General features: G+C 70.0%; 2 protein-coding genes (1 of these 2 running past the window's edge). Both read left to right on the top strand.

Features of this window, described 5'->3' with window-relative positions:
• On the top strand, positions 1-10,002 hold the final stretch of the coding sequence (locus tag HU735_RS13810) for a non-ribosomal peptide synthase/polyketide synthase (protein WP_186713941.1). 15,450 nt of this gene lie to the left of the window's left edge; 10,002 of the gene's 25,452 nt are visible here — the last part of the coding sequence; the start codon falls outside the window, past its left edge; its stop codon occupies positions 10,000-10,002.
• Positions 9,999-24,524, top strand: coding sequence for a non-ribosomal peptide synthetase (locus HU735_RS13805; RefSeq protein ID WP_186713940.1), 14,526 nt, complete (start codon positions 9,999-10,001; stop codon positions 24,522-24,524). The genes HU735_RS13810 and HU735_RS13805 overlap by 4 nt, the downstream gene beginning before the upstream one ends.

The following is a 24,524-nucleotide window of genomic DNA, read 5'->3' as shown; positions in this document are numbered from 1 at the left end:
CAGGTGAAGATCCGCGGCCTGCGCATCGAACTGGGCGAAATCCAGGCTTGCCTGACCCGTATCGAAGGGGTCAAGGAGGCGGTGGTGCTGGCCCGCGAGCAGCGCCTGGTGGCGTACTACACCGGCGCCCGGCAGGCGCCGGACACGCTGCGCGCGGCGCTGCTGGGCCAGTTGCCGGAGTTCATGGTGCCGGCTTCGTTCACCCACCTCGACGCGCTGCCGCTGAGCCCCAACGGCAAGCTCGACCGCAAGGCGCTGCCGCAGCCGGAAACCACGCAACAGGTCTACGAGGCGCCGCAAGGCGAGGTCGAGACCCTGCTGGCGCAGTTGTGGAGCGAACTGCTGAGCGTGGACCGGGTCGGTCGTCATGACAACTTCTTCGAGCTTGGCGGCCACTCGCTGCTGGCCGTGACCCTGACCGCGCGTATGCGCCAGGCCGGCCTGGCGGCGGATGTGCGGGTGCTGTTCGGCCAGCCGAGCCTGGCGGCGCTGGCGGCGGCGGTGGGCGGCGCGGTGACGCTGGAAGTGCCGGCCAACCGTATCCCGGCGGGCTGCACACGCCTCACCACCGACATGCTGCCGCTGGCGACGTTGGAACAAGCTGCGCTCGACAGCCTGGTGCAGAGAATTCCCGGCGGCGCGGCCAATATCCAGGACCTGTACGCCCTGGCGCCGTTGCAGCAGGGCATTCTCTACCACCACCTGGCCAGCGCCGAGGTCGACCCCTACGTACTTCAACTGAACTTCGCCTTTGCCGGCCAGGTCGAGCTGGACGCCTTCGTCGCGGCGCTGAACCAGGTCATCGCCCGCCACGACATCCTGCGCACCAGCGTGCACTGGCAGGGGCTCGACGAAGCGGTGCAGGTGGTCTGGCGCGAGGCGCGCCTGGACCTTGAGCCGGCACTGGAAAGCCCGCGCCTGGACCTGGGCCGCGCACCGTTGATGCACCTGAGCAGCCATGAGCAACAGGGCCGCTTGCAGGCGACCCTGCTGCTGCACCATATCCTTCTCGACCACGCCGCGATGGAACTGCTGGTGGCCGAGGTCGGCGATGCGCTGCTGGGGCGCATGCCCGAGGGCGACAGCGTGCCGTACCGCAACTATGTGGCCCAGGCGCGTCTGCGTGACGACAGCCAGGCGCAGGAGGTGTTGTTCCGCGAGTTGCTGGGCGATATCGACGAGCCGACCGAAGTGTTCGGCCTGCGCGGGGCGCTGGGCGACGGCAGCCACGTGCTCGACCACCGCGAGCGCCTGGACGAGCCGCTGGCCCTGCGCCTGCGTCAGCAGGCACGGTTGCTGGGCATCAGCGTCGCCAGCCTGGTGCACCAGGCCTGGGGGCAGGTGCTGGCGCAGCTGTCCGGACGCGAGGACGTGGTGTTCGGCACCGTGCTGCTCGGTCGCCTGCAGGGCGGCGAGGGCGCCGAGCGGGCGCTGGGCATGTTCATCAATACCTTGCCGCTGCGGGTCAGCGTAGGGGGGATGGATGTAGTCGACGGCGTGCGCCTGACCCACCAACGCCTGGCGCGTCTGCTGGCACACGAGCAGGCCTCCCTGGCCTTGGCCCAGCGCTGCAGCGGCGTGCCGGCCTCCCAGGCGTTGTTCACCAGTCTGCTCAACTACCGCCACAGCGCGGCCAGCGGGGCGCAGCGCGCACAGGCCTGGCAGGGCATCGAACTGCTGGCCGCCCATGAGCGCAGCAACTACCCGCTGGTGGTTAGCGTCGACGACCTGGGCGACGGTTTCATCCTGACCGTGCAGGCGGTGCCGCAAGTGGAGGGGGCACTGGTCTGCCAGCTGCTGCAGACGGCCTTGGCGCGGTTGGCCGATACCCTGGCGGACACGCCGGCGGCGCCGTTGAACCGTATCAACGCCTTGCCGGACGCCGAGCGCGAGCGCGTGGCGCGGCAGTTCAATGCGACCCGTCGCGACTATCCCCGCGACCTGCCCGTGCATGCCCTGTTCGAGGCGCAGGCCAAGGCCAGCCCGGATGCGCTGGCGGTGGCCCATGGCACGCGGCGTTGGAGCTACCAGGCGCTCGACCGGCAGGCCAGCCGGCTGGCCGGGTACCTGCTGGAGCAGGGCGTACAGGCGGGTGACCGGGTAGCCTTGCTGCTGCCTCGTTCGTTCGATCTGCTGGCGGCCCAGCTGGCCGTCAGCAAATGCGCGGCGGTGTTCGTGCCGCTGGACGGCAACGCCCCGGCCGAGCGCCAGGCATTCATGGTGGACGACAGCCAGGCGCGGCTGGTGCTGACCCACAGCGACCAGCCGCAAGTGGAGGGTGCGCGTCGGGTCGAACTCGACCGGCTCGACCTGGGCGGCTACGCGGATGCGCCGCTGGGCCTGGCGGTGGACGCCGGCAGCGCGGCGTACATCATGTACACCTCTGGCTCCACCGGTACACCGAAGGGCGTGCAGGTGCCGCACCGGGCCATCGTGCGCCTGGTGATCAACAACGGCTTTGCCGATTTCAACAGCCAGGACCGCGTTGCCTTCGCCTCCAATCCGGCGTTCGACGCCAGCACCCTGGAAGTCTGGGCGCCGTTGCTCAATGGCGGCGCTGTGGTAGTGATCGACCAGGACCAGGTGCTGTCGCGCCAGGACCTGCGCGAAGTGCTGCTGGAGCAGGGCGTCACCGTGCTGTGGCTGACCGCTGGCCTGTTCCATCAGTTCGCCGACGACCTGCTGCCGGCGTTCCGAGCGCTTCGCTACCTGATGGTCGGTGGCGATGTGCTGGACCCGGCGGTGATCGCCCGGGTACTGCGTGATGGTGCGCCGCAACACCTGCTCAATGGCTACGGCCCGACCGAGGCCACCACCTTCAGCACCACCCACGAAATCACCGAGGTGGGCGAGGGCAGCATCCCGATTGGCAAGCCGATCGGCAACAGCCGCTGCTATGTGCTCGATGCCCGCCAGCAGTTGCTGCCAGTGGGCGCGGTGGGCGAGTTGTACATTGCCGGTGACGGCGTGGCCCTGGGGTATCTGGGGCAGCCGGAACTGACGGCTGAGCGCTTCCTGCTGGATCCGTTCAACGGTGGCACGATGTACCGCAGCGGCGACCTGGTGAGCTGGCAGGCCGACGGTACCCTGCGTTACCTGGGCCGTGCCGACCAGCAGATCAAGCTGCGTGGCTTCCGTATCGAACTGGGCGAGATCGAGGCGCGCCTGGGCGAATGCCCGGGGGTTCGCGATGCCGCTGTGATCGTGCGCGAGGATGTGCCGGGCGATAAGCGCCTGGTCGCTTACTTCACCGGCCAGGCGCCGACCATCGGCGAGCTGCATGAGCGTCTGCAAGGCGTGCTGTCGGACTACATGCTGCCGTCGGCCTATGTGCTCCTGGATGCGCTACCGTTGACCGCCAACGGCAAGCTCGACCGCCGCGCCTTGCCGCAGCCGGGCAGTGAGGCGCTGGTCAGCCGTGCCTTCGAGGCGCCGCAAGGTGAAATCGAAACCGCGCTGGCCGCGATCTGGGCCGAGGTGCTCAAAGTCGAGCAAGTTGGTCGCCATGACCACTTCTTCGAACTGGGCGGCCACTCGCTGCTGGCGGTAAGCCTGATCGAGCGCATGCGCAAGGCCGGCCTGGATGCCGATGTGCGCGTACTGTTTGCCCAGCCGACCCTGGCGGCGCTGGCGGCTGCGGTGGGCTCGGGACGTGAGATCGAGGTGCCGTCCAACCGTGTCCCAAGCGATGCGATGCACATCACCCCGGACATGCTCAGTCTGATTGATCTCGACCAGGCCAGCATCGACCGAATCGTCGCCAGCGTGCCGGGTGGCGCCGCCAACGTGCAGGAAATCTACCCGCTGGCGCCCCTGCAGGAAGGCATCCTCTACCATCACCTCAGTGCCGAGCAGGGCGACCCATACCTGCTGCAGACCCGCCTGGCCTTCGACAGCCTGGATCGCTTGCAGGCCTGCGCCGAGGCCCTGCAACAGGTCATCGACCGCCACGACATCCTGCGCACCTCGGTGGTCTGGGAAGGACTGGGCGAGCCGGTGCAGGTGGTCTGGCGCGAGGCCCAGCTGGCAGTCAGTGACGTCACCGGGCTCGGCGAAGACGCGGTGATCGAGCGGTTGCACGCGCACTTCGATGCCCGCCTGCAGCGGCTGGACCTGACCCAGGCGCCGCTGCTGCGCCTGACCTACGCCCTGGACCCGGCCCTGCAACGGGTGGTGGCCGTCCTGCACTTCCACCACCTGGCCCTGGACCACACGGCGATGGAGGTGATCGTCCACGAACTGCAGGCGATCCTTTCCGGTCGCCAGCACCTGTTGAGCGCGCCCGTGCCGTACCGCACCTACGTGGCCCAGGTTCGCCTGGGCGCCGCCGAAGCGGGGCACGAGGCGTTCTTCCGCGACATGCTCGGCGATGTCGACGAGCCGACCTTGCCCATGGGCCTGGCCGATGTGCAGGGCGACGGGCGCGATATCGAGGAGTCGCGCCTGCCGCTGGATCCGGCCTTGTCGCGCCGGGTGCGCGAGCAGGCAAGGGCGCTTGGGGTCAGTGCCGCGAGCCTGATGCACCTGGCCTGGGCCCGCGTGGTGGGCGTGCTGGCGGGGCGCGGTGACGTGGTGTTCGGCACCGTGCTGATGGGCCGCCTGCAAGGCGGCGAGGGCGCCGACCGGGCGCTGGGGGTGTTCATCAACACCTTGCCGCTGCGCATCGACACCGCCAAGGGCGCCCGCGCCGCGGTGCAGGCCACCCACCAGCGGCTGTCGGCGCTGCTCGGGCATGAGCACGCGTCGCTGGCGTTGGCCCAGCGTTGCAGCGGCGTGCCGGCCTCGGCGCCGCTGTTCAGTGCCTTGCTCAACTACCGTCATAGCCCGACCGATACGGCCGGTGTGGATGCCGCAAGCTTCCAGGGCATGCATCAGCTCGGCGGTGAAGAGCGCAGCAACTACCCGCTGACCCTGAGCGTGGACGACCACGGGGAAGGCTTCAGCCTCAGCGTACTGGCCCTGCTGGGGATCGGTGCCGAGCGGGTCGCAGGTTGGATGACCGCTGCCGTGAGCCAGTTGATCCAGGCGTTGGAGCAAGGTGGCGCGGCGCAGGTCGACAGGCTGCCCATCCTCGACGGCACGCAGCGGCGCCAGGTGCTCGAAGGTTTCAATGCCACGGACATGGACTACCCACAAGGGCAGACCGTGCACGCGCTGGTCGAGGCTCAAGCGCCTGAAGCATTGGCCGTTGTACAGGGTGATCTGAGTCTGAGCTACGGCGAACTCAACGAGCGTGCCAACCGCCTGGCTCATCACCTGATCGAGCGTGGCGTGGTCCCGGGCGACCGTGTGGCACTGTGCCTGGAGCGTGGCCCGCAACGGCTGGTGGCGATGCTGGCGGTGCTCAAGGCCGGCGCGGCGTATGTGCCGGTCGATCCGGGTTATCCGTCGGAGCGGATTGCCTATCTGCTCAGTGACAGTGCGCCGGCGTTGGTGCTGGTCGAATCGGCCACCGAAGCGTTGGTCGGCGATGTAGCTACAGTATTGATGGATGGCGATGACTGGCTCGACCACGCGGCCAGCAATCCTGTGGTTGCAGGGCTGGACGAAAATCAGCTGGCTTATGTGATCTACACCTCCGGCTCCACCGGCCAGCCCAAGGGGGTGATGGTCGAGCACCGCACCCTGGCCAACCTGATCCACTGGCATTGCCAGGCCTTCGAGTTGGGCGCCGGCAGCCACACCTCCAGCGTCGCTGGCTTCGGCTTTGACGCCATGGCCTGGGAAGCCTGGCCGGCGCTGTGCACCGGAGCGGTGCTGCACCTGCCGCCGGCGTCCATCGGCGGCGAGCATGTCGATGAACTGCTCGACTGGTGGCTGGAGCAGCCGCTGCACGTGAGCTTCCTGCCGACACCGGTCGCCGAGCAGGCGCTGCGCCGCGAACGCCAGCACCCGACCCTGCGCACGCTGCTGGTCGGCGGCGACCGCCTGCGCCAGTTCGACCGCGATCCGGGCTTTGCGCTGGTCAACAACTATGGCCCGACCGAGACCACCGTGGTGGCGACGTCGGGGCAACTGCAACCGGGCGGCGCGCTGCACATCGGCAAGCCGACCGCCAACACCCGCGTCTATGTACTGGACGAGCAACGCCAGCCCGTGCCGGTGGGGGTAACCGGTGAGCTGTACATCGGTGGCGCGCAGGTCGCCCGAGGCTACTTCAACCGTCCCGAACTGACCGCCGAGCGCTTCCTCGACGATCCGTTCAACGGCGGCCGGATGTACCGCACAGGCGATCTGGTGCGCTGGAATGCCGACGGCACGCTGGACTACCAGGGCCGCAATGACGACCAGGTGAAGATCCGTGGCGTGCGGGTCGAGTTGGGCGAGATCGAAGCTGCGCTGAAGGCTCAGCCGGGTATCGCGGACGCCGTGGTGCTGGTGCGTGACGAGCGTCTGCTGGCCTGGTTCACCGAAACCGCCGTGGTCGATCTCGACACCTTGCGCCAAGGCTTGCAGGCCAGCCTTCCGGGCCATTTGATACCGCAAGCCATCGTCCGCCTGGAGGAGCTACCACTGACCAGCCACGGCAAGCTGGACCGCAAGGCGCTGCCGGACCCTGATCCTTCGGCCCTGGCACGCCAGGCCTATGTCGCCCCGATCGGCGCGACCGAGGAGGCCATGGCCGCGATCTGGGCTGAAGTCCTGGGCATCGAACAGGTCGGTCGCCACGACAACTTCTTCGAACTCGGTGGTCACTCGCTGCTGGCGGTGAGCCTCACCGCGCGCCTGCGCCAGGCCGGCCTGCAGGCCGATGTGCGCACCCTGTTCGGTCAGCCGACGGTAGCGGCGCTGGCGGCAACCCTGGGCCATGGCCGCCAGGTCGAGGTCCCGGCCAACCGGATCCCGGCCGGCTGCATCCAGATCACCCCGGACATGCTGCCGCTGGTGGAGCTGGAACCGGCCGCCATCGAGCGCATCGTCGCCACGGTGCCGGGCGGCGCGGCCAACGTGCAGGACATCTACCCGCTGGCGCCGTTGCAGGAGGGCATTCTCTACCACCACCTCAGCTCGCCGGAGCACGATCCCTATGTGCTGCAATCGCGCATGGCCTTCGCCAGCCGTGACCGGCTGCACGCCTTCGTCGATGCCCTGGGCAAGGTCATCGCCCGTCATGACGTGCTGCGTACTTCAGTACTGTGGGACGGCCTGCCGCAGGCATTGCAGGTAGTCTGGCGCCAGGCCGGGCTGGCGCTGTTCGAGGTGGCCGACGAGACTGCGGTGCCCCATGCCCTGGCCCTCGACCAGGCGCCACTGGTGCGCCTGTACCACTGGCCGGACGCGCAGGGCGCCGGACGGCAGGCCGTGCTGCAGTTCCACCATATCGTCCTCGACCATACCGCGCTGGATGTGCTCGGCCGGGAACTGGTCGGCTATCTGCAGGGCGCACCGGTGCCCGCCGAACAAGGCGCGCCGTACCGCAACTACGTGGCCCAGGCGCGGCTGGGCGTCAGCCAGGCCGAGCACGAGGCGTTCTTCCGCGAGCAGTTGGGCGATATCGACGAGCCGACCCTGCCGTTCGGCCTGGGTGATGTGCAGGTCGATGGCCTCGGCATCGAAGAGGCCCAGCTGTGGCTGGACGAAACCCTGGCCACCGGTCTGCGTCAGCAGGCCCGGCAGCTGGGTATCAGCGTCGCCAGCCTGTTCCACCTGGCCTATGCCCGCCTGCTGGCCGCCGCCAGTGGCCGTGACAGCGTGGTATTCGGGACCGTGCTGCTCGGTCGCCTGGAAGGCGGCGCGGGAGCGGACCAGGCGCTGGGCATGTTCATCAACACCTTGCCGCTGCGCCTGGACCTTGCAGGCACCAACCTGCAGGACGCCGTGCGCCTGACCCAGCAGCGCCTGAGCGCCTTGCTCGCCCACGAGCACGCCTCGTTGGCCCTGGCCCAGCGTTGCAGTGGCGTGCCGGCCCCGGCGCCGCTGTTCAGCGCCATGCTCAACTACCGCCACGGCAGCCAGGCGGACGAGGAGCAGCGCCAGGCCCTGCAAGGCATCGAGACCCTCGACAGCAACGAGCGCAGCAACTATCCGCTGAGCCTGAGCGTGGACGATATCGGCGAACGCTTCCGACTGGTTGCCCTGGCCCCGGCGGATGTTGGCGCCGCGCGTGTCTGCGAGCAGATGCGCCGGGTGCTGGAGGCCATGGCCGAGGCCTTGGCCCATCAGCCACGGCAAGCGCTGCTGCAACTGCCAGTGCTGTCGGCCGAGGAACGCGACCAGCTGGTGCACGACTTCAACCGCACGGCGCAGCCCCACCAGCTGAACCGGACCCTCCAGGAACTGTTCGAGGCCCAGGCCTTGCGTAGGCCTGAGGCCGTTGCGCTCAGCGCCGAGCAGGGTGAACTCAGCTATGAGCAGCTCAATGCCCAGGCCAACCGCCTGGCCCATCACCTGATCGCGCTGGGCGTGCAGCCCGACGATCGGGTGGCGATCTGTGTCGAGCGCGGCCTTTCGCTGGTGGTCGGCCTGCTGGCCATCCTCAAGGCCGGTGGCGCCTATGTGCCGCTCGACCCTGACTATCCGGCCGAACGGATCCGCCACATGCTGGTCGACAGCCAGCCACGGGCGGTCCTGGTGCAGACGGCTACCCGGGTGCTGATGGGGGATCTGCCACTGACGCAGGTCGATCTCGACCAGGCGGACTGGACCCGTCAGCCAAGCCACAACCCACAGGTGCCGGGCCTGACCGCCGCCAACCTGGCCTATGTGATCTACACCTCCGGCTCCACCGGGCTGCCCAAGGGGGTGATGGTCGAGCACCGCAACGTGGTCAACCTGGTGCACTGGAGCGCCGGGCTGTTCCCGGGTGAGGGTGCGTTGTTGCACAAGACCCCGGTGAGCTTCGACGCCTCGGTGTGGGAGCTGTTCTGGCCGCTGTGCAGCGGCGTGCGCCTGGTGCTGGCGCGCCCGGATGGCCAGCGCGACCCGCAGTACCTGGCCGAGCTGATCCGCCAGCAACAGGTCGGCGTGGTGCAGTTCGTGCCGGCGCTGCTGCAGCAGTTCCTCGAACACGACGCCAGCGCGGCCTGCGACAGCCTCAGCGATATCGTCTGCGGCGGTGGCGAGCTGACCGAGGCCCTGGTGCGCGAAGTGCGCGAGCGCCTGCCACGGGCAAGGCTGCACAACGTCTATGGGCCGACCGAGACCACGGTCGATTGCAGCGTCTGCACCTTGCACCCGCAGGATCCGCTGACGCCGGGCGCGCTGCCCATCGGTCGGCCAATCGACAACACCCGGCTGTACGTGCTCGATGGCCACGACCAGCCCGTGCCATTGGGCGTCGCCGGCCAGCTGCATATCGGCGGCGCCGGGGTGGCGCGTGGCTACCTGGGGTTGCCGGAGCAACAGGCCGAACGCTTCATCGTCAGCCCGTTCGCTGACGGCGAGCGCCTTTACCGCAGTGGCGATCGGGTGCGCCAGCGCCCTGACGGCAGCTTAGAGTTCCTCGGCCGCACCGACCACCAGATCAAGCTGCGCGGCCTGCGCATCGAGCCGGGCGAGATCGAGGCCTGTCTCGCCCGGGTGCCTGGGGTGCGTGAAGCTGTGGTGCTGGTGCACGACGCCCAGCCGGCCGGCCCACGCCTGGTGGCCTACGTCACCGGCGATGCGCCGCCCGCCGAGGCCCTGCGCGAGGCGCTGCTGGGGCAACTGCCCGAGTACATGGTACCGGCGCTGTTCATGGCCCTCGACGCCTTGCCGCTGACCCCCAACGGCAAGCTCGACCGCAAGGCGCTGCCGCAGCCGGACCTGCCGGCGCGGGCCTACGAGGCGCCGCTGGGCGACACCGAACAGCTGCTGGCGCGCATCTGGGGCGAGCTGCTGGGCGTGGAGCGGGTAGGGCGCCACGACAACTTCTTCGAACTGGGCGGCCACTCGCTGCTGGCCGTGACCCTCACCTCGCGCCTGCGCGAGGCGGGCCTGGAGGCCGACGTGCGCAGCCTGTTCGAACACCCGACGCTGGCAGGCTATGCCGCCATCACAGACAGAATGGAGATCGTCCTGTGAGCATCAACGAACTACTGGCGACCCTGGCCGCCAACAATGTCCAGCTGGCCCTCAAGGATGGCCAGCTGGTGGTCCAGGGCAATCGCCAGGCCCTGAGCGACGCCGCGCTGGTGGCGCGGCTGCGCGAGCACAAGCCGGCGCTGCTGGGGATGCTCGAGCGTGGCGAGTACGTGGCGGCTCGCCAGGGCAGCGTCGAGGTCCCGGAAAACCGCATCCCGGCTGGCTGCACACGGATCATTCCGGACATGCTCAGCCTGGTCGAACTCGACCAGGCCAGCATCGACCAACTGGTCGAAGGCGTGCCCGGCGGCGCGGCCAATGTGCAGGACATCTACCCGCTGGTGCCGTTGCAGCAGGGCATGCTGTTCCACCATGCCAGCGCCGGCGACCACGATCCCTACGTGATGCAGGCGCGCTTCGTGTTCGCCAGCAGCGCCCGGGTCGAGGCCTTCGCCCAGGCCCTGCAAGGGGTGATCGACCGTCACGACATACTGCGCACCTCGGTGCACTGGAAGGCACTCGAAACGCCGGTGCAGGTGGTCTGGCGCCAGGCCCGGCTGCAGGTCACCCAGCTTGCCGAGGGCCAGCTGCCGGACAGCGGCTTCGACCTGACCCAGGCACCGTTGATCCGCTTGCAATGCCAGGCGGCGCAGGCGGACGGGCAGGTCCATGCGACCCTGCAGTTCCACCACGTGGCCATGGACCACAGCGCCCTTGAGGTGGTGCGCCACGAAATGCTTGCCTTCCTGCTCGGCGAAAGCGCCCGGCTGGGCCGTCCGCTGCCGTTCCGCAATCATGTCGCCCAGGCCCTGCTGGGCGTCGGCGAGGCCGAGCACGAGGCGTTCTTCCGCGACATGCTCGGCGGCGTGGACGCGCCGACCCTGGCCTATGGCCTGGCCGATGTGCAGGGGGATGGCGCGGTGCTGAACGAGCACGCGCTGGACCTCGACCTGGCGCTGTGCCGCGAGCTGCGCGCCCAGGCCCGCAGCCAGGGGGTGAGCGTCGCCAGCCTGTTCCACCTGGCCTGGGCGCGGGTGCTGGGCGGCCTGACCGGGCGCGACCAGGTGGTGTTCGGCACCGTGCTGATGGGTCGCCTGCAAGGCGCCGAGGCCACCGACCGGGCGCTGGGCATCTTCATCAATACCTTGCCGCTGCGGGTGGACCTGGACGACGCCGACCTGGCCTGCGCGATCAAGGCCACCCACCAGCGCCTGAGCACGCTGATGCGCCATGAGCACGCGCCCCTGGCCCTGGCCCAGCGCTGCAGCGGCGTGGCGGCGCCGACACCGCTGTTCAATGCCTTGCTCAACTACCGCCACAGCGCGGCCTCGGGGTCCGAAGCGGTGCTGCGCGCCGGCTGGGCCGGGATCGAGATCGTGCACGCCGCCGAGGCCACCAACTACCCCTTGACGTTGAGCGTCGACGACTTCGGCGAAGCGTTCCGCCTTACCCTGCTGGCCAGCCCCGAGGTGCCGGCACGGCGCGTCTGTGCCTACCTGGAGCAGACCCTGCGCAGCCTGCTCGCGGCGACGCCCACCGCTGCAATCAGGGCGCTGTCGATGGTGCCTGCCGACGAGCGTGAGGAGCTGCTGGAAACCTTCAACCAGACCCCGGGCATCGAACAGCCGCACGGTCCGTTGCATCGGCGTATCGAGGCCGTGGCCCAGGCCCATCCCCACGCCCTGGCCGCCACTGCCAATGACCAGTCGCTGACTTATCAGCAACTGAACCAGCGCGCCAATGCCCTGGCTCACCACCTGATCGGCCTGGGCGTGCGCCTCGACGACCGCGTGGCAGTGTTCGCCCGCCGTGGCCTGGACACGCTGATTGGCCTGGTCGCGGTGCTCAAGGCCGGCGCCGGCTACGTGCCGGTGGACCCGGCCCACCCGGACGAGCGGGTGCGCTACCTGCTCGACGACAGCGCGCCAGTGGCCGTGCTGACCCAACAAGCGTTGCGGGGCCGCCTGGATGGGATCACGGTGCCCGTGCTGGCGCTCGATCAGGCTGACTGGGCGCAGCGGCTGGATGATCCAGACGTCGCCGACCTGGGACCGGAACATCTGGCCTACGTGATCTACACCTCGGGCTCCACCGGGCAGCCCAAGGGGGTGATGGTCGAGCACCGCACCTTGAACAACCTGGTGGACTGGCACTGTCGGGCCTTCGACCTGTGCCTGGGCCGGCACACTTCGAGCCTGGCCGGCTTCGGCTTCGACGCCATGGCCTGGGAGGTCTGGCCGGCGTTGTGCGCCGGGGCCACCCTGCACCTGGCGCCCGCCGGCGAGGGCCATGAGGACCTCGATGCGTTGCTGGCCTGGTGGCGCGACCAACCGCTGGATGTCGGCTTCCTGCCGACGCCGGTGGCCGAATACGCCTTCAGCCATCAGCTCGGGCACCCGACCCTGCGTACCCTGCTGATCGGCGGCGATCGCCTGCGCCAGTTCAACCGCACCCAGACCTTCGCCGTGGTCAACAACTACGGCCCGACCGAGACCACCGTGGTGGCCAGCTCCGGGGTGGTGGAGGCGGGGGGCGCGCTGCACATCGGCGGTCCCGTGGACAATGCCCGCCTGTATGTGCTCGACGCCGGGTTGCAGCCCGTGCCATTGGGCGTGGCGGGCGAGCTGTACATTGGCGGCGCCGGGGTCGCCCGTGGCTACCTTGGCCGCCCGCAGCTGACTGCCGAGCGCTTCCTCGACGATCCGTTCGCGGCCACGCCGGGCGCGCGCATGTACCGTACCGGCGACCTGGTGCGCTGGCTGGCCGACGGCACCCTCGATTACCTGGGGCGCAACGACGACCAGGTGAAGATTCGCGGGGTGCGTATCGAGCTGGGCGAAATCGAGAACCGGCTGAACAGCCTGCCGGGCATCGGCGAGGCCGTGGTGGTGGCCCGCGAAGACCAGCCGGGCCAGCCGCGCCTGGTGGCCTACTTCACCGCGCAAGCCGGACTCGAGGCACCCTTGCCCGAGCACCTGCGCACGCAACTGCTTGCCCATTTGCCGGAGTACATGGTGCCGGTGGCCTTCGTCGCCCTGGAGGCGCTGCCGCTGACCGCCAACGGCAAGCTCGACCGCCGCGGCTTGCCGGCGCCGGAGCGTTCGGCGCTGTTCGAGCGTGGCTATGTGGCCCCCGAGGGCGAACTGGAAAGCGCCCTGGCCCAGCTGTGGGCCGAACTGCTGCAGGTGGAGCGGGTTGGCCGGCATGACCATTTCTTCGCCCTGGGTGGCCATTCGCTGCTGGCCATGCGCATGGTGTCCCAGGTGCGCCTGCGGCTCGGCGTCGAGCTGACCCTGGCCGAGTTGTTCGCCAATCCCGAGCTGGCCGCCGTGGCCCAGGTGCTGGCGAGCGCCGGGCACAGTGCGCTGCCGGCCATCGTCGCGGTGTCCCGCGAGCAGCCCCTGCCGTTGTCGTTCGCCCAGCAGCGCCTGTGGTTCCTGGCCCAGCTGGAGGGCGGCAGCCAGGCCTACAACGTGCCGCTGGCCCTGGGCCTGCGTGGTTCGCTGGATGCCGACGCGCTGGAACGCGCCTTGCTGTGCATCGTCGCGCGCCATGAGGGCCTGCGCAGCCGCTTCGTGCCCGCAGGCGACAGCGCCGAGGTGCACATCGCCGACAGACCGCAACCGGGCTGGCTGCGGCGCCTGAGCCTGTCGCCCGATGAACTGGCCGCGCACCTGCAGGCCGAGGCCACCGCCCCGTTCGACCTGGTCGAGGGACCACTGTTGCGCGCCAGCCTGCTGCGCCTGGAGGATCAGCACCATGTGCTGCTGCTGACCCTGCACCATATCGTCGCCGACGGCTGGTCCCTCGGCGTGCTGACCCGTGAGCTGGGCGCGCTGTACCCGGCCATGTGCCAGGGCCTGGACGATCCGTTGCCGACCCTGGGGATCCAGTACGGCGACTATGCCGTGTGGCAGCGGCGCTGGCTGGCCGGCGAGCAGTTGCAACGCCAGGCCGACTACTGGCGCCAGGCCCTGGATGGCGCGCCGACCCTGCTGAGCTTGCCGAGTGATCGGCCACGGCCGCCACGCCAGGACTTCAGCGGCGCCAGCCTGGCGCTGCAGCTGGATGCGCGTCTCGGTGCCGGCCTGCGGGCCCTGGCCCAGCGGCATCAGGCAACACTGTACATGGTGCTGCTCAGTGCCTGGGCTGCGACCCTGGCACGGCTGTCCGGCCAGAGTGAGGTCGTGGTGGGCTGTCCGGTGGCCGGGCGCGGCCATGCCGAGCTGGAGCCGCTGGTGGGGCTGTTCGTCAACACCCTGGCGCTGCGCATCGACACGTCGGGCGCGCCGAGCAGCGAGCGCCTGCTGGCCCAGGTGAAGGCACGCCTGCTCGACGCCCAGGCGCATCAGGACCTGCCGTTCGAACAGGTGGTGGAGATCGTCCGCCCGGCGCGCAGCCTCGGCCATACGCCGTTGTTCCAGACCACCCTCAACTGGCTGGCCACCGAGGGCGCCGCGCCGAGCCTGGCGGGGTTGCACCTGGAGGGCGTGGCCCAGGCCAACCAGGTGGCCAAGTTCGACCTGTCGCTGAGCATGGGCGAGCAGGGCGAGGCGCTGGTCGGCAGCCTCGAGTACGCCACGGCGTTGTTCGATGAAAGCACCGTGCGCTGTTTCGCCGGTTACTTCGAGCGCCTGCTGCGCGGCATGGTCGCCAACGACCAGGCGCCCCTGGCCGAGGTCGAACTGGTCGGTGACGTCGAACGTCGGCGCCTGCTGCATACCTTCAACGGCAGCGCGCGGGCATTCCCGCTCGACCAGACCCTGCCGACCCTGATCGAGGCACAGGCGGCCCGTGCCCCGCAGGCGCTGGCCGCCGTGGCTGGCGATGCACGCCTGAGCTACGGCGAGCTGAACCAGCGCGCCAACGCCCTGGCCCATCACTTGATCGAACGGGGCGTGGGGCCGGACGACCGGGTCGCGGTGGTCGCCCGGCGCGGCCTGGATACCCTGGTGGCGCTGCTGGCGGTGCTCAAGGCCGGTGGTGCCTATGTGCCGGTTGACCCGGCGCATCCGGATGAGCGCCTGCGCTACCTGCTCGAGGACAGCGCCCCCGTGGTGGTCCTGGCCCAGCAGGCGTTGCTGGCACGCCTGGACGGGTTGGCCGTGCCTGTGCTGGCCCTGGACCGGACGGACTGGCCGGCGCGCACGGACAATCCCGAGCTGCCCGGCCTGCTGGCCAGCCACCTGGCCTACGTGATCTACACCTCCGGTTCCACCGGGCAGCCCAAGGGCGTGATGGTCGAGCACCGTACCCTGGCCAACCTGGTGCACTGGCACTGCAAGGCCTTCGAGCTGGGCGCCGGCGAGCACACCGCCAGCGTCGCCGGCTTTGGCTTCGATGCCATGGCCTGGGAGGTGTGGCCGGCCCTGTGCGCCGGCGCGGTACTGCACCTGCCACCGGCCGAGCTGGGCAACGAGCAGCTCGACGGCCTGTTGGCCTGGTGGCTGGAGCAACCACTGAAGGTGGCCTTCCTGCCGACGCCGGTTGCCGAATATGCGTTCACCCAGGGGCTGCGCCATCCAACCCTGCGCACCCTGCTGATCGGTGGCGACCGTCTGCGCCAGTTCAGCAGCGACCCGGGCTGCGTGGTGGTCAACAACTACGGTCCCACCGAGGCGACGGTGGTCGCCAGCTCCGGGCTGGTGCTGCCGGGCGGGGCGCTGGACATCGGCCGGCCGATCGCCAATGCCCGGATCTACCTGCTGGACGAGGCGCGGCAACTGGTACCGTGCGGCGTGACCGGCGAGCTCTACGTGGGCGGTGCCGGGGTGGCGCGGGGCTATCTGAACCGCGCGCAACTGACGGCCGAGCGCTTCCTCGACGACCCGTTCAGCGAGCAGCCCGGCGCACGCATGTACCGCACTGGTGACCTGGCCCGCTGGAACGCCGACGGCACCCTGGACTACCTGGGTCGCAACGACGACCAGGTGAAGGTGCGCGGCCTGCGCATCGAGCTAGGGGAGATCGAGGCGCAACTGCTGGCCTTGCCCGGCGTCGCCGAAGCGCTGGTGCTGGCCCGCGAGGACCAGCCCGGCCAGCCGCGCCTGGTGGCCTACTACATCTCCGGCCCTGAGGCGCAGCCGGTCGGCGCCCTGCGCGCCGCCCTGCAACAGCGTCTGCCGGCTTACATGGTACCTGCCGCGCTGGTGCGCCTGGATGCCTGGCCATTGACCGCCAACGGCAAGGTTGATCGTCGGGCGCTGCCGTTGCCCGAGCGCGAGGCGTCGGCCAGCCAGGCCCACGAGGCCGCCGAAGGCGCCCTGGAAACGGCCCTGGCCGAGCTCTGGTGCGAGCTGCTGCAGCTGGAACGGGTAGGGCGCCAGGACCGCTTCTTCGAACTGGGCGGCCATTCGCTGCTGGCCATGCGCATGGTCGGTCAGGTGCGGGCGCGCCTGGGGCGCGAGCTGTCGCTGGGCGAGCTGTTCGGCGATGACCGTCTGCTGGCGGTGGCGGCGACCCTGGCTGAGCGCGGCGGTGAGGTGCTGCCGGCCATCGAGCCGACGCCCCGTGGCCAGTCCCTGCCGCTGTCGTTCGCCCAGCAGCGCTTGTGGTTCCTGGCGCAGATGGACGATGCCAGCGCCGCCTACCATATTCCCCTGGGCCTGGCCTTGCGCGGGCCACTGGACCGCGCGGCGCTGGAGCAGGCGTTGGCGCGCATTGTCGAGCGTCACGAGAGCCTGCGCAGCCACTTCACCCAGGAAGGCGCCGAGGCGCGGGTGCGGGTGGCCCCAGGGCGCGGCGGCTTCGCCCTGGCCTGGCACGATTTGCGCGGCGCCGCGCAGCAGTTGCCCGAACTGATGCAGGCCGAAGCGCTGCTGCCGTTCGACCTGGCGCACCAGTTGCCGGTGCGCGGCCGCCTGCTGTGCCTGGCGGTGGAGCATCATGTGCTGCTGCTGACCTTGCACCATATCGTCGCCGACGGCTGGTCGATGGGTGTGTTCACCCAGGAGCTGGCAGCGCTGTACCAGGCCTTCAGCGAAGGGGGCGACGATCCGCTGCCGGCGCTGGCGATCCAGTACGGCGACTACGCCCTGTGGCAGCGCCGCTGGCTGGCCGGCGACGCGCTGCAGCGCCAGGGCGAATACTGGCAACAGGCCCTGGCTGGCGCGCCGGTGCTGCTGACCCTGCCTACCGACCGGCCGCGGCCGGCCCGCCAGGACTATCAGGGTGAGCGGGTCGAGATACGTTTGGACCGGCGTCTGAGCGAAGACCTCAGGGCGCTGTGCCTGCGCCATGGCGTCACCCCGTTCATGCTGTTCGGCGCCGCCTGGGCGGTGCTGCTGGCGCGCCTGTCCGGCCAGGCCGAGGTGGTGATCGGCACGCCGGTGGCCAACCGTCGGCAGGCCGAGGTCGAAGGGCTGATCGGGTTGTTCGTCAACTCCCTGGCCCTGCGCATCGATACCGCCGGACTGCCCGATGTCGGCGCGCTGCTGGCCCGGGTCAAGGCCTGCGTCAGCCAGGCCCAGGACCATCAGGACCTGCCGTTCGAACAGGTGGTGGAACTGCTGCACCCGCCGCGCAGCCTGGCCCATACCCCGCTGTACCAGGTGTCGCTGGCCTGGAACGGCGCCCCGGGCGAGACCTTGCAGCTGGGCGACCTGCAACTGGAGGCGCTGGGCGGCGCGCAGATCTTCGCCAAGTTCGACCTGACCCTGAGCCTGGGCGAGACCGCCGACGGCTACGGCGGCGCCCTGGAGTTCGCCACGGCACTGTTTGACCGGGCGACCATCGAACGCCATGTCGGCTATCTGGAGCAACTGCTGTGGGCGATGGCCGGCAGCGACCAGGCGGTGCCGGCGAAGGTCGAACTGCTGGGCGCCGCCGAGCGTCGCCAGGAACTGGTGACCTGCAATGCCAGCGAGCTGGTGGGTGGCCTGCAGCAACCGCTGCAGGCGTTGTTCGAGGCGCAGGTGGCGCGTATGCCGCAGGCGTTGGCGGTGCAGGCCGAGGACGGCCAGATGAGCTACCGGCAACTGAACGAGGCGGCCAACCGCCTGGCCCATCAACTGATCGCCCAGGGCGTGGTCGCCGACAGCCGGGTCGCGGTGTGCCTGGCCCGTGGGCCGCAGCTGCTGGTCGGGCTGCTGGCGGTGCTCAAGGCCGGCGGCGCCTACGTGCCGCTGGACCCGGGCTACCCCGACGAGCGCCTGGCCTACATGCTTGCCGACAGCGCGCCGCTGGCGTTGCTGGTGGATGCCGGCAGCCGCGGGCGCTTTGTCGACAGCGCGGTACCGCGCCTGGACCTCGACCAGCCGGCCTGGGCCGGCCAGTCGCCGGACAATCCACAGGTCCCGGGGCTGGGTGCCCGCCACCTGGCCTACGTGATCTACACCTCCGGCTCCACCGGCACGCCGAAAGGGGTGATGGTCGAGCACCGTAGCCTGTGCAACCTGGTGCACTGGAGCTCGCGGCTGATCGCCCCGACCGTCGAGGGCGCGCTGCTGCACAAGACCCCGGTGAGCTTCGACGCCTCGGTGTGGGAATTGTTCTGGCCGCTGTGCGCCGGCCTGCGCCTGGTGCTGGCGCGTCCGGACGGCCAGCGCGATCCGGCCTACCTGGCGGCGCTGATCCAGCGCCAGCGGGTCAGCGTGGTGCAATTCGTGCCGGCGCTGCTGCAGCAATTCCTCGCCCTTGAGGCCAGCGCGGCCTGCGACAGCCTCACCGATATCGTCTGTGGTGGCGGTGAGCTGACCACGACGTTGCTGCACCAGGTGCGCGAGCGCCTGCCGCAGGTGCGGCTGCACAACGTCTATGGCCCGACCGAGGCCACCGTCGATTGCAGTGTCTGGACCCTGGAGCCCGGGCAGCCGCTGCCTGAAAGCGCGCCACCGATCGGCCGGCCGATCGCCAATACCCGGCTGTACGTGCTCGATCGCAACGGCCTGCCGGTGCCCCGTGGCGTGGTGGGCGAGCTGCACATCGGCGGCGTCGGCGTGGCCCGTGGCTACCTGGGCCTGGCGGAACTGGACGCCGAGCGCTTTGGCGACAGCCCGTTCGTGGTCGGCGAGCGGCTGTACCGCAGCGGCGACCTGGTGCGCCGTCGCGCCGACGGCGAGCTGGAGTTCCTCGGCCGCGACGACTTCCAGGTCAAGCTGCATGGCCTGCGCATCGAACTGGGCGAGATCGAGGCCTGCCTGGCCAGTCATCCCGCCATTCGTGAAGTGGCGGTGCTGCTGCGTGGCGAGCGGTTGGTCGCCTGGTTCACCGCCCACGACGACGCGCCCGGGATCGAGGCGTTGCGCCGGCATGCCCTGGCGCAGCTGCCGGACTACATGGTGCCGTCGGCCTATGTGGCGATGCCGGCCATGCCGCTGACCGCCAACGGCAAGCTCGACCGCCAGGCGCTGCCCGAGCCCGGCGCCGAAGCCGTGCTCAGCCGTGCCTACGAGGCGCCGCAAGGGGAAGCCGAAACCCATCTGGCGGCGCTGTGGGCCGAGTTGCTGAACGTGCCGAGGGTAGGGCGCCAGGACCACTTCTTCGAACTGGGTGGCCACTCGCTGCTGGCGGTGACCCTGATTGCCCGCCTGCGCGCCGAGGGCCTGGAGGCGGATATCCGCGTGCTGTTCGCCGAGCCGACCCTGGCCGCCCTGGCCGCGACCCTGGGCCAGCATGGCGGGAGCCGGGTGCCGGTCAACCGTATTGGCGCCGACTGCCGACGCATCACACCGGACCTGCTGGCGTTGGTGTCGCTGGAGCAGGCGGCCATCGACCGCATCGTCGCCCAGGTCCCGGGCGGCGCCGCCAACGTGCAGGACATCTACCCGCTGGGGCCGTTGCAGGCGGGGATTCTCTACCACCACCTGGCCAGCGAGGGTGACGATCCGTACCTGTTGCAGGCGCGTTTCGCCGTGGCCGACCGCGCGCGGCTGGAGGCGCTGCAGCGGGCCTTGCACCAGGTGATCGCCCGTCACGATATCCTGCGCTCCTCGCTGTACTGGGACGGCCTCGCCGAGCCCGTACAGGTGGTGTGGCGCCAGGCATCGCTGCCGGTACAGGAGGTGACGCCGGAGGCGCCGCAGGTCCTGCGCCTGGACCTGACCCGCGCCCCCATGCTGCGCTTGCTGCACAGCCAGGACCCGGCCAGCGGGCGCATCACCGCGACCCTGCTGTTCCACCACCTGGTCATGGACCACGTGGCCCAGGATGTGCTGCGTGCCGAACTGCAGGCCTGCCTGCTCGGCGAGCAGCGCCAGTTGCCCGCGCCGGTGCCGTACCGCAACTACATCGCCCAGGTGCTGCAGGGCGCGGGCGAGGCCGAGCACGAGGCGTTCTTCCGCGAACAGCTGGGCGACATCGACGAGCCGACCTTGCCCTATGGCCCGCATCCGCTGGCTCATCAGGGCGCCGAGGCCGAAGCCCGGATACTGCTGGACGACGGGCTGGCGCGACACCTGCGCGAGCAGGCGCGATTGCTGGGTGTCGGTGCGGCCAGCCTGATGCACCTGGCCTGGGGGATGGTGCTGGGGCAGTTGTCGGGGCGCGACAGCGTGGTGTTCGGCACCGTGCTGCTCGGTCGCCTGCAGGGTGGCGAAGGCGTGGAGCGCGCCTTGGGCGTGTTCATCAACACCTTGCCGCTGCGTCTGGAGGTGGGCCGCCTGCCGGTGCGCGAGGCGCTGCTCGACACCCACCGCCGGCTCACCGGGCTGCTGGTGCACGAGCATGCGCAACTGGCCCTGGCCCAGCGCTGCAGCGCGCTGCCGCCCGGCGCGCCGCTGTTCAGCGCCTTGCTCAACTACCGCCACAGTGCCACGGCCCTGGTCCGTGACAGTGCAGCCGGCCGTGCCTGGGAAGGCATTGAGCTGCTGCATGCCGAGGAACGCAGCAACTACCCGCTGGCCTTGAGCATCGACGACCTGGGCGAAGGCTTCGGCCTGACCGCGCAGTGTGCGCCGGGCCTGGATGCGCGGCGCCTGTGCGGGTATCTGCAGCAGGCCCTGGAAAACCTGGTCGAGGCCCTGACCGAGGATCCCGAACGAGGCCTGGAACGGCTGGATATCGTGCCGGCCGGGGAGCGCCAGCGGTTGCTGGTGGGCTTTAACGCCACGCAACGTGATTACCCGCGCGAGTTGCCGGTGCAGCGCCTGTTCGAGCAGCAGGTGGCGCGGCACCCGCTGGCGCTGGCGGCGCGCCATGATGAACGCCAGCTCACCTATGGCGAGCTCAACGAGCAAGCCAACCGCCTGGCCCACTGGCTGATCGGCGAGGGCGTGGCGGCAGGTGACCCGGTGGCGATCCTGCTGCCGCGTTCGTTGCCCTTGCTGGTGGCGCAGCTGGCCGTGCTCAAGTGCGCGGCCATCTACGTGCCGTTGGACATCAACGCCCCGGTCGAACGCCAGGCGTTCATGGTCCAGGACTGCCAGGCCGTGGCGCTGCTGACCCTTGGCAGCCTGGCGGCGGAATGCGAGGCGCGGCGCATCGACCTGGACTGCCTGGCCCTCGACGACCAGCCGGCGCACAACCCGAACCTCGCGCAGGACGCCGACACGGTGGCCTATGTGATGTACACCTCCGGCTCCACCGGTACGCCGAAGGGCGTGCGAGTCACCCACCGCGGCATTACCCGGCTGGTGCTGAACAACGGCTATGCCGACTTCGATGCCAGCGACCGGTTCGCCTTCGTCTCCAACCCGGCGTTCGATGCCGCCACCCTGGATGTCTGGGGCGGCCTGCTCAACGGTGGCCAGGTGCTGGTGATCGATCACCAGACCCTGGTCGAGCCGGCGCAGTTCGCCACCGCGTTGCGCCAGGGCGGTGCCAGCGTGATGTTCGTCACCACGGCGCTGTTCAACCAGTACGTGCAGCTGATCCCCGAGGCCCTGGCCGGGCTGCGGGTGCTGCTGTGCGGCGGCGAGCGCGGCGAGCCCGCCAGCTTCCGGGCGTTGCTGGCGCGGGCGCCGAACCTGCGCCTGGTGCACTGCTACGGGCCCACCGAGACCACCACCTTTGCCACCGCCTGCACCGTGCGGGCCTTGGCCGACGACGCCGAGCATGTGCCGATCGGCGGCCCGATCGGCAACACCACGGCCTATGTCCTTGATGCGCACGGGCGCCTGTTGCCCGAAGGCGTGACCGGCGAGCTGTACATTGGCGGCGACGGCGTCGCCCTGGGCTACCTGAATCGCCCGCAACTGACGGCCGAGCGTTTCCTCGACGACCCGTTCGGCACTGGGCCCGGCGCGAGGTTGTACCGCACCGGCGACCTGGCCCGCTGGCGTGATGACGGCCAGCTGGAATGCCTGGGACGCACCGACGACCAAGTGAAGATCCGTGGTTTCCGTATCGAGCTGGGCGAGATCGAGCAGCACCTGGCCCAGTGCCCGGGCGTGGACGAAGTCGTGGTCATGGCCCTGCGCCTGGAGCAGGGACCGCTGCGCCTGGTGGCTTGGTACACCCGCACCGACACGGCCCTCGACGGCGTGGCGTTGCGCGGTTTCCTGCGCGAACGGCTGCCGGAGTACATGTTGCCGGCGGCGTTCGTCGCGCTCGAGGCGTTGCCGTTGACCAACAATGGCAAGGTCGACCGCCGGGCGCTGCCGCTGCCGGGCGCGCAGGACCTGGCCGTGGCGGTGTTCGAGGCCGCTGCAACACCGGTGGAGCAGGCGTTGGCCGCGCTGTGGGCGCAGGTGCTGGAGGTCGAGCGGGTCGGGCGGCATGACAGCTTCTTCGAACTGGGCGGGCATTCGCTGTCGGCGATCCGCCTGGTGGGCGAGATGCGCCAGGCCGGCCTCTACACGACCCTGGCGGAGCTGTTCCAGCACCCGACCATCGCCACCCTGGCAGCGCGCCTGGGCGAGGGTGCGGACGAGGACGAAGGCCTGGTCACGGTGCGCGCCGCAGGCAGCCAGCCTGCATTGTTCCTGATCCACGAGTTCAGTGGCCTGGACCTGTACTTCCCGGTCCTGGGGCGGCATATCGAAGGTGATTTCCCCGTCTACGGCCTGGCTGGCGTCGCCCCCGGGGAAGCGCAGCTGAACACCATGGAGTGCCTGGCGGCACGCCTGGCAGGGCGGATCCGCGCCGTGCAGCCGCACGGGCCGTATCGGCTGGCCGGCTGGTCGTTCGGCGGCGTGCTGGCCTACGAGGTGGCCGCGCAGTTGCTGGGCGCGGACGAGCCGGTGGCCTTCGTCGGCCTGATCGACACCTACGTGCCGCGCCTGAGCGACCAGGGCAAGGCGCGCTGGCAAGGGCCGCACCTGCTGCAAGCGCAGCTGTTGCTGCATTGCCGGGTGCACTGGCAGGCCCAGGGCGAGGCGGGAGCCGCGCAGTTGGCCGAGATCGAGGCATTGCAGCCCGGAGCGCTGGCGTTCGACGCGCTGCTAGCCCACTGCCGCGAGCGCCAGCTCCTGGTGCCCGGCCTGGTTCAGGCCAGCGACGGGCAATTGCGCCACTTCTTCGAGCGTCACCTGGCCCATGGGCATGCCCTGGCCCACTACCGGCTGGCACCGTTGCCGGTGCCGCTGCACCTGTTCGTGGCCGAGCAGCGCAGCGCCGGCATCGTCACCGACAGCCCGACCCTGGGCTGGGCCGAGGCCTTGCCGGGGCAGGCGTTGCAGTGCCTGAGCGTGCCGGGCGATCACCAGAGCATGGTGCAGGATCCGCAAGCGGCGGTGCTGGGCCAGGCTATCGCACAGGCGTTGCAGGCCTCCGCCGGCGGCGTTGCGCCGACGCACCAGCCGCTGCTGGCGATCCAGAGCGGTACGCCGTCCCATGTCCCGGTGTTCTGCGTGCCGGGGGCCGGTGACAGCGTGACCAGCTTTATCGGCCTGGCCGAGGCGCTGGGGCCGGATTGGCCGGTGCATGGCTTGCAGGCCCGGGGCCTGGCCGTGGGTGAGGTGCCGCACAGCGCCGTGGAGGCCGCCGCCGACTGCCATGTCCGGGCCATCGAGGCGCTGTACCCCGAAGGCCCGTTGAACCTGGTCGGGCATTCGTTCGGTGGCTGGGTGGCCCATGCCATGGCGCTACGCCTGCAGGTCAAGGGGCGCGAAGTGCGCTCCCTGACCCTGATCGACAGCGAGGCGCCGGGCGCGGGGGGCAGTTGCGGCAAGCCGTACACCTTTACCCAGGCCCTGCAGCGGCTGATCGAGTCGTTGCAGCTGTCCACCGGCAAGTCGTTGGGCATCGAACCTGCGGCCTTTGCCGAAACCGACGATCAGGAGCAACTGCGCCAGTTGCACGCGGCCATGGTGCGGGTCGGCTTGATGCCGTCGCGTTCCTCGGCGCAGGCGCTCGAGGGCGTGGTGCGGACCTTCGCCACGGCCCTGCGCACGGTGTACCGTCCCGACGGCGGGTTCAACGGCCTGGCGCGGCTGGTGCTGGTGGCTGACCCGAGCCTGGACCTCGCCGGCAACCAGCGCGAGCAGCAGGTCATGGAGGAGGGCTGGCGCGATTGGCTGCCGCAACTGGAGGTATGGCAGGGGCCGGGCAACCACTTCAGCATCCTCAAGGTGCCGGATGTGTTCAGCCTGGCGGCGTGGTGGCATGACGGGCAGGCCCTGTATCACGGCAGGGTGAAGCAGTAA

It is taken from the genome of Pseudomonas sp. BW16M2 (genome assembly GCF_014268865.1).
GTDB lineage: Bacteria > Pseudomonadota > Gammaproteobacteria > Pseudomonadales > Pseudomonadaceae > Aquipseudomonas > Aquipseudomonas peradeniyensis.
The sequence above is the reverse complement of the archived record's forward strand: the minus strand, read 5'-3'. Positions and strand labels throughout refer to the sequence as shown.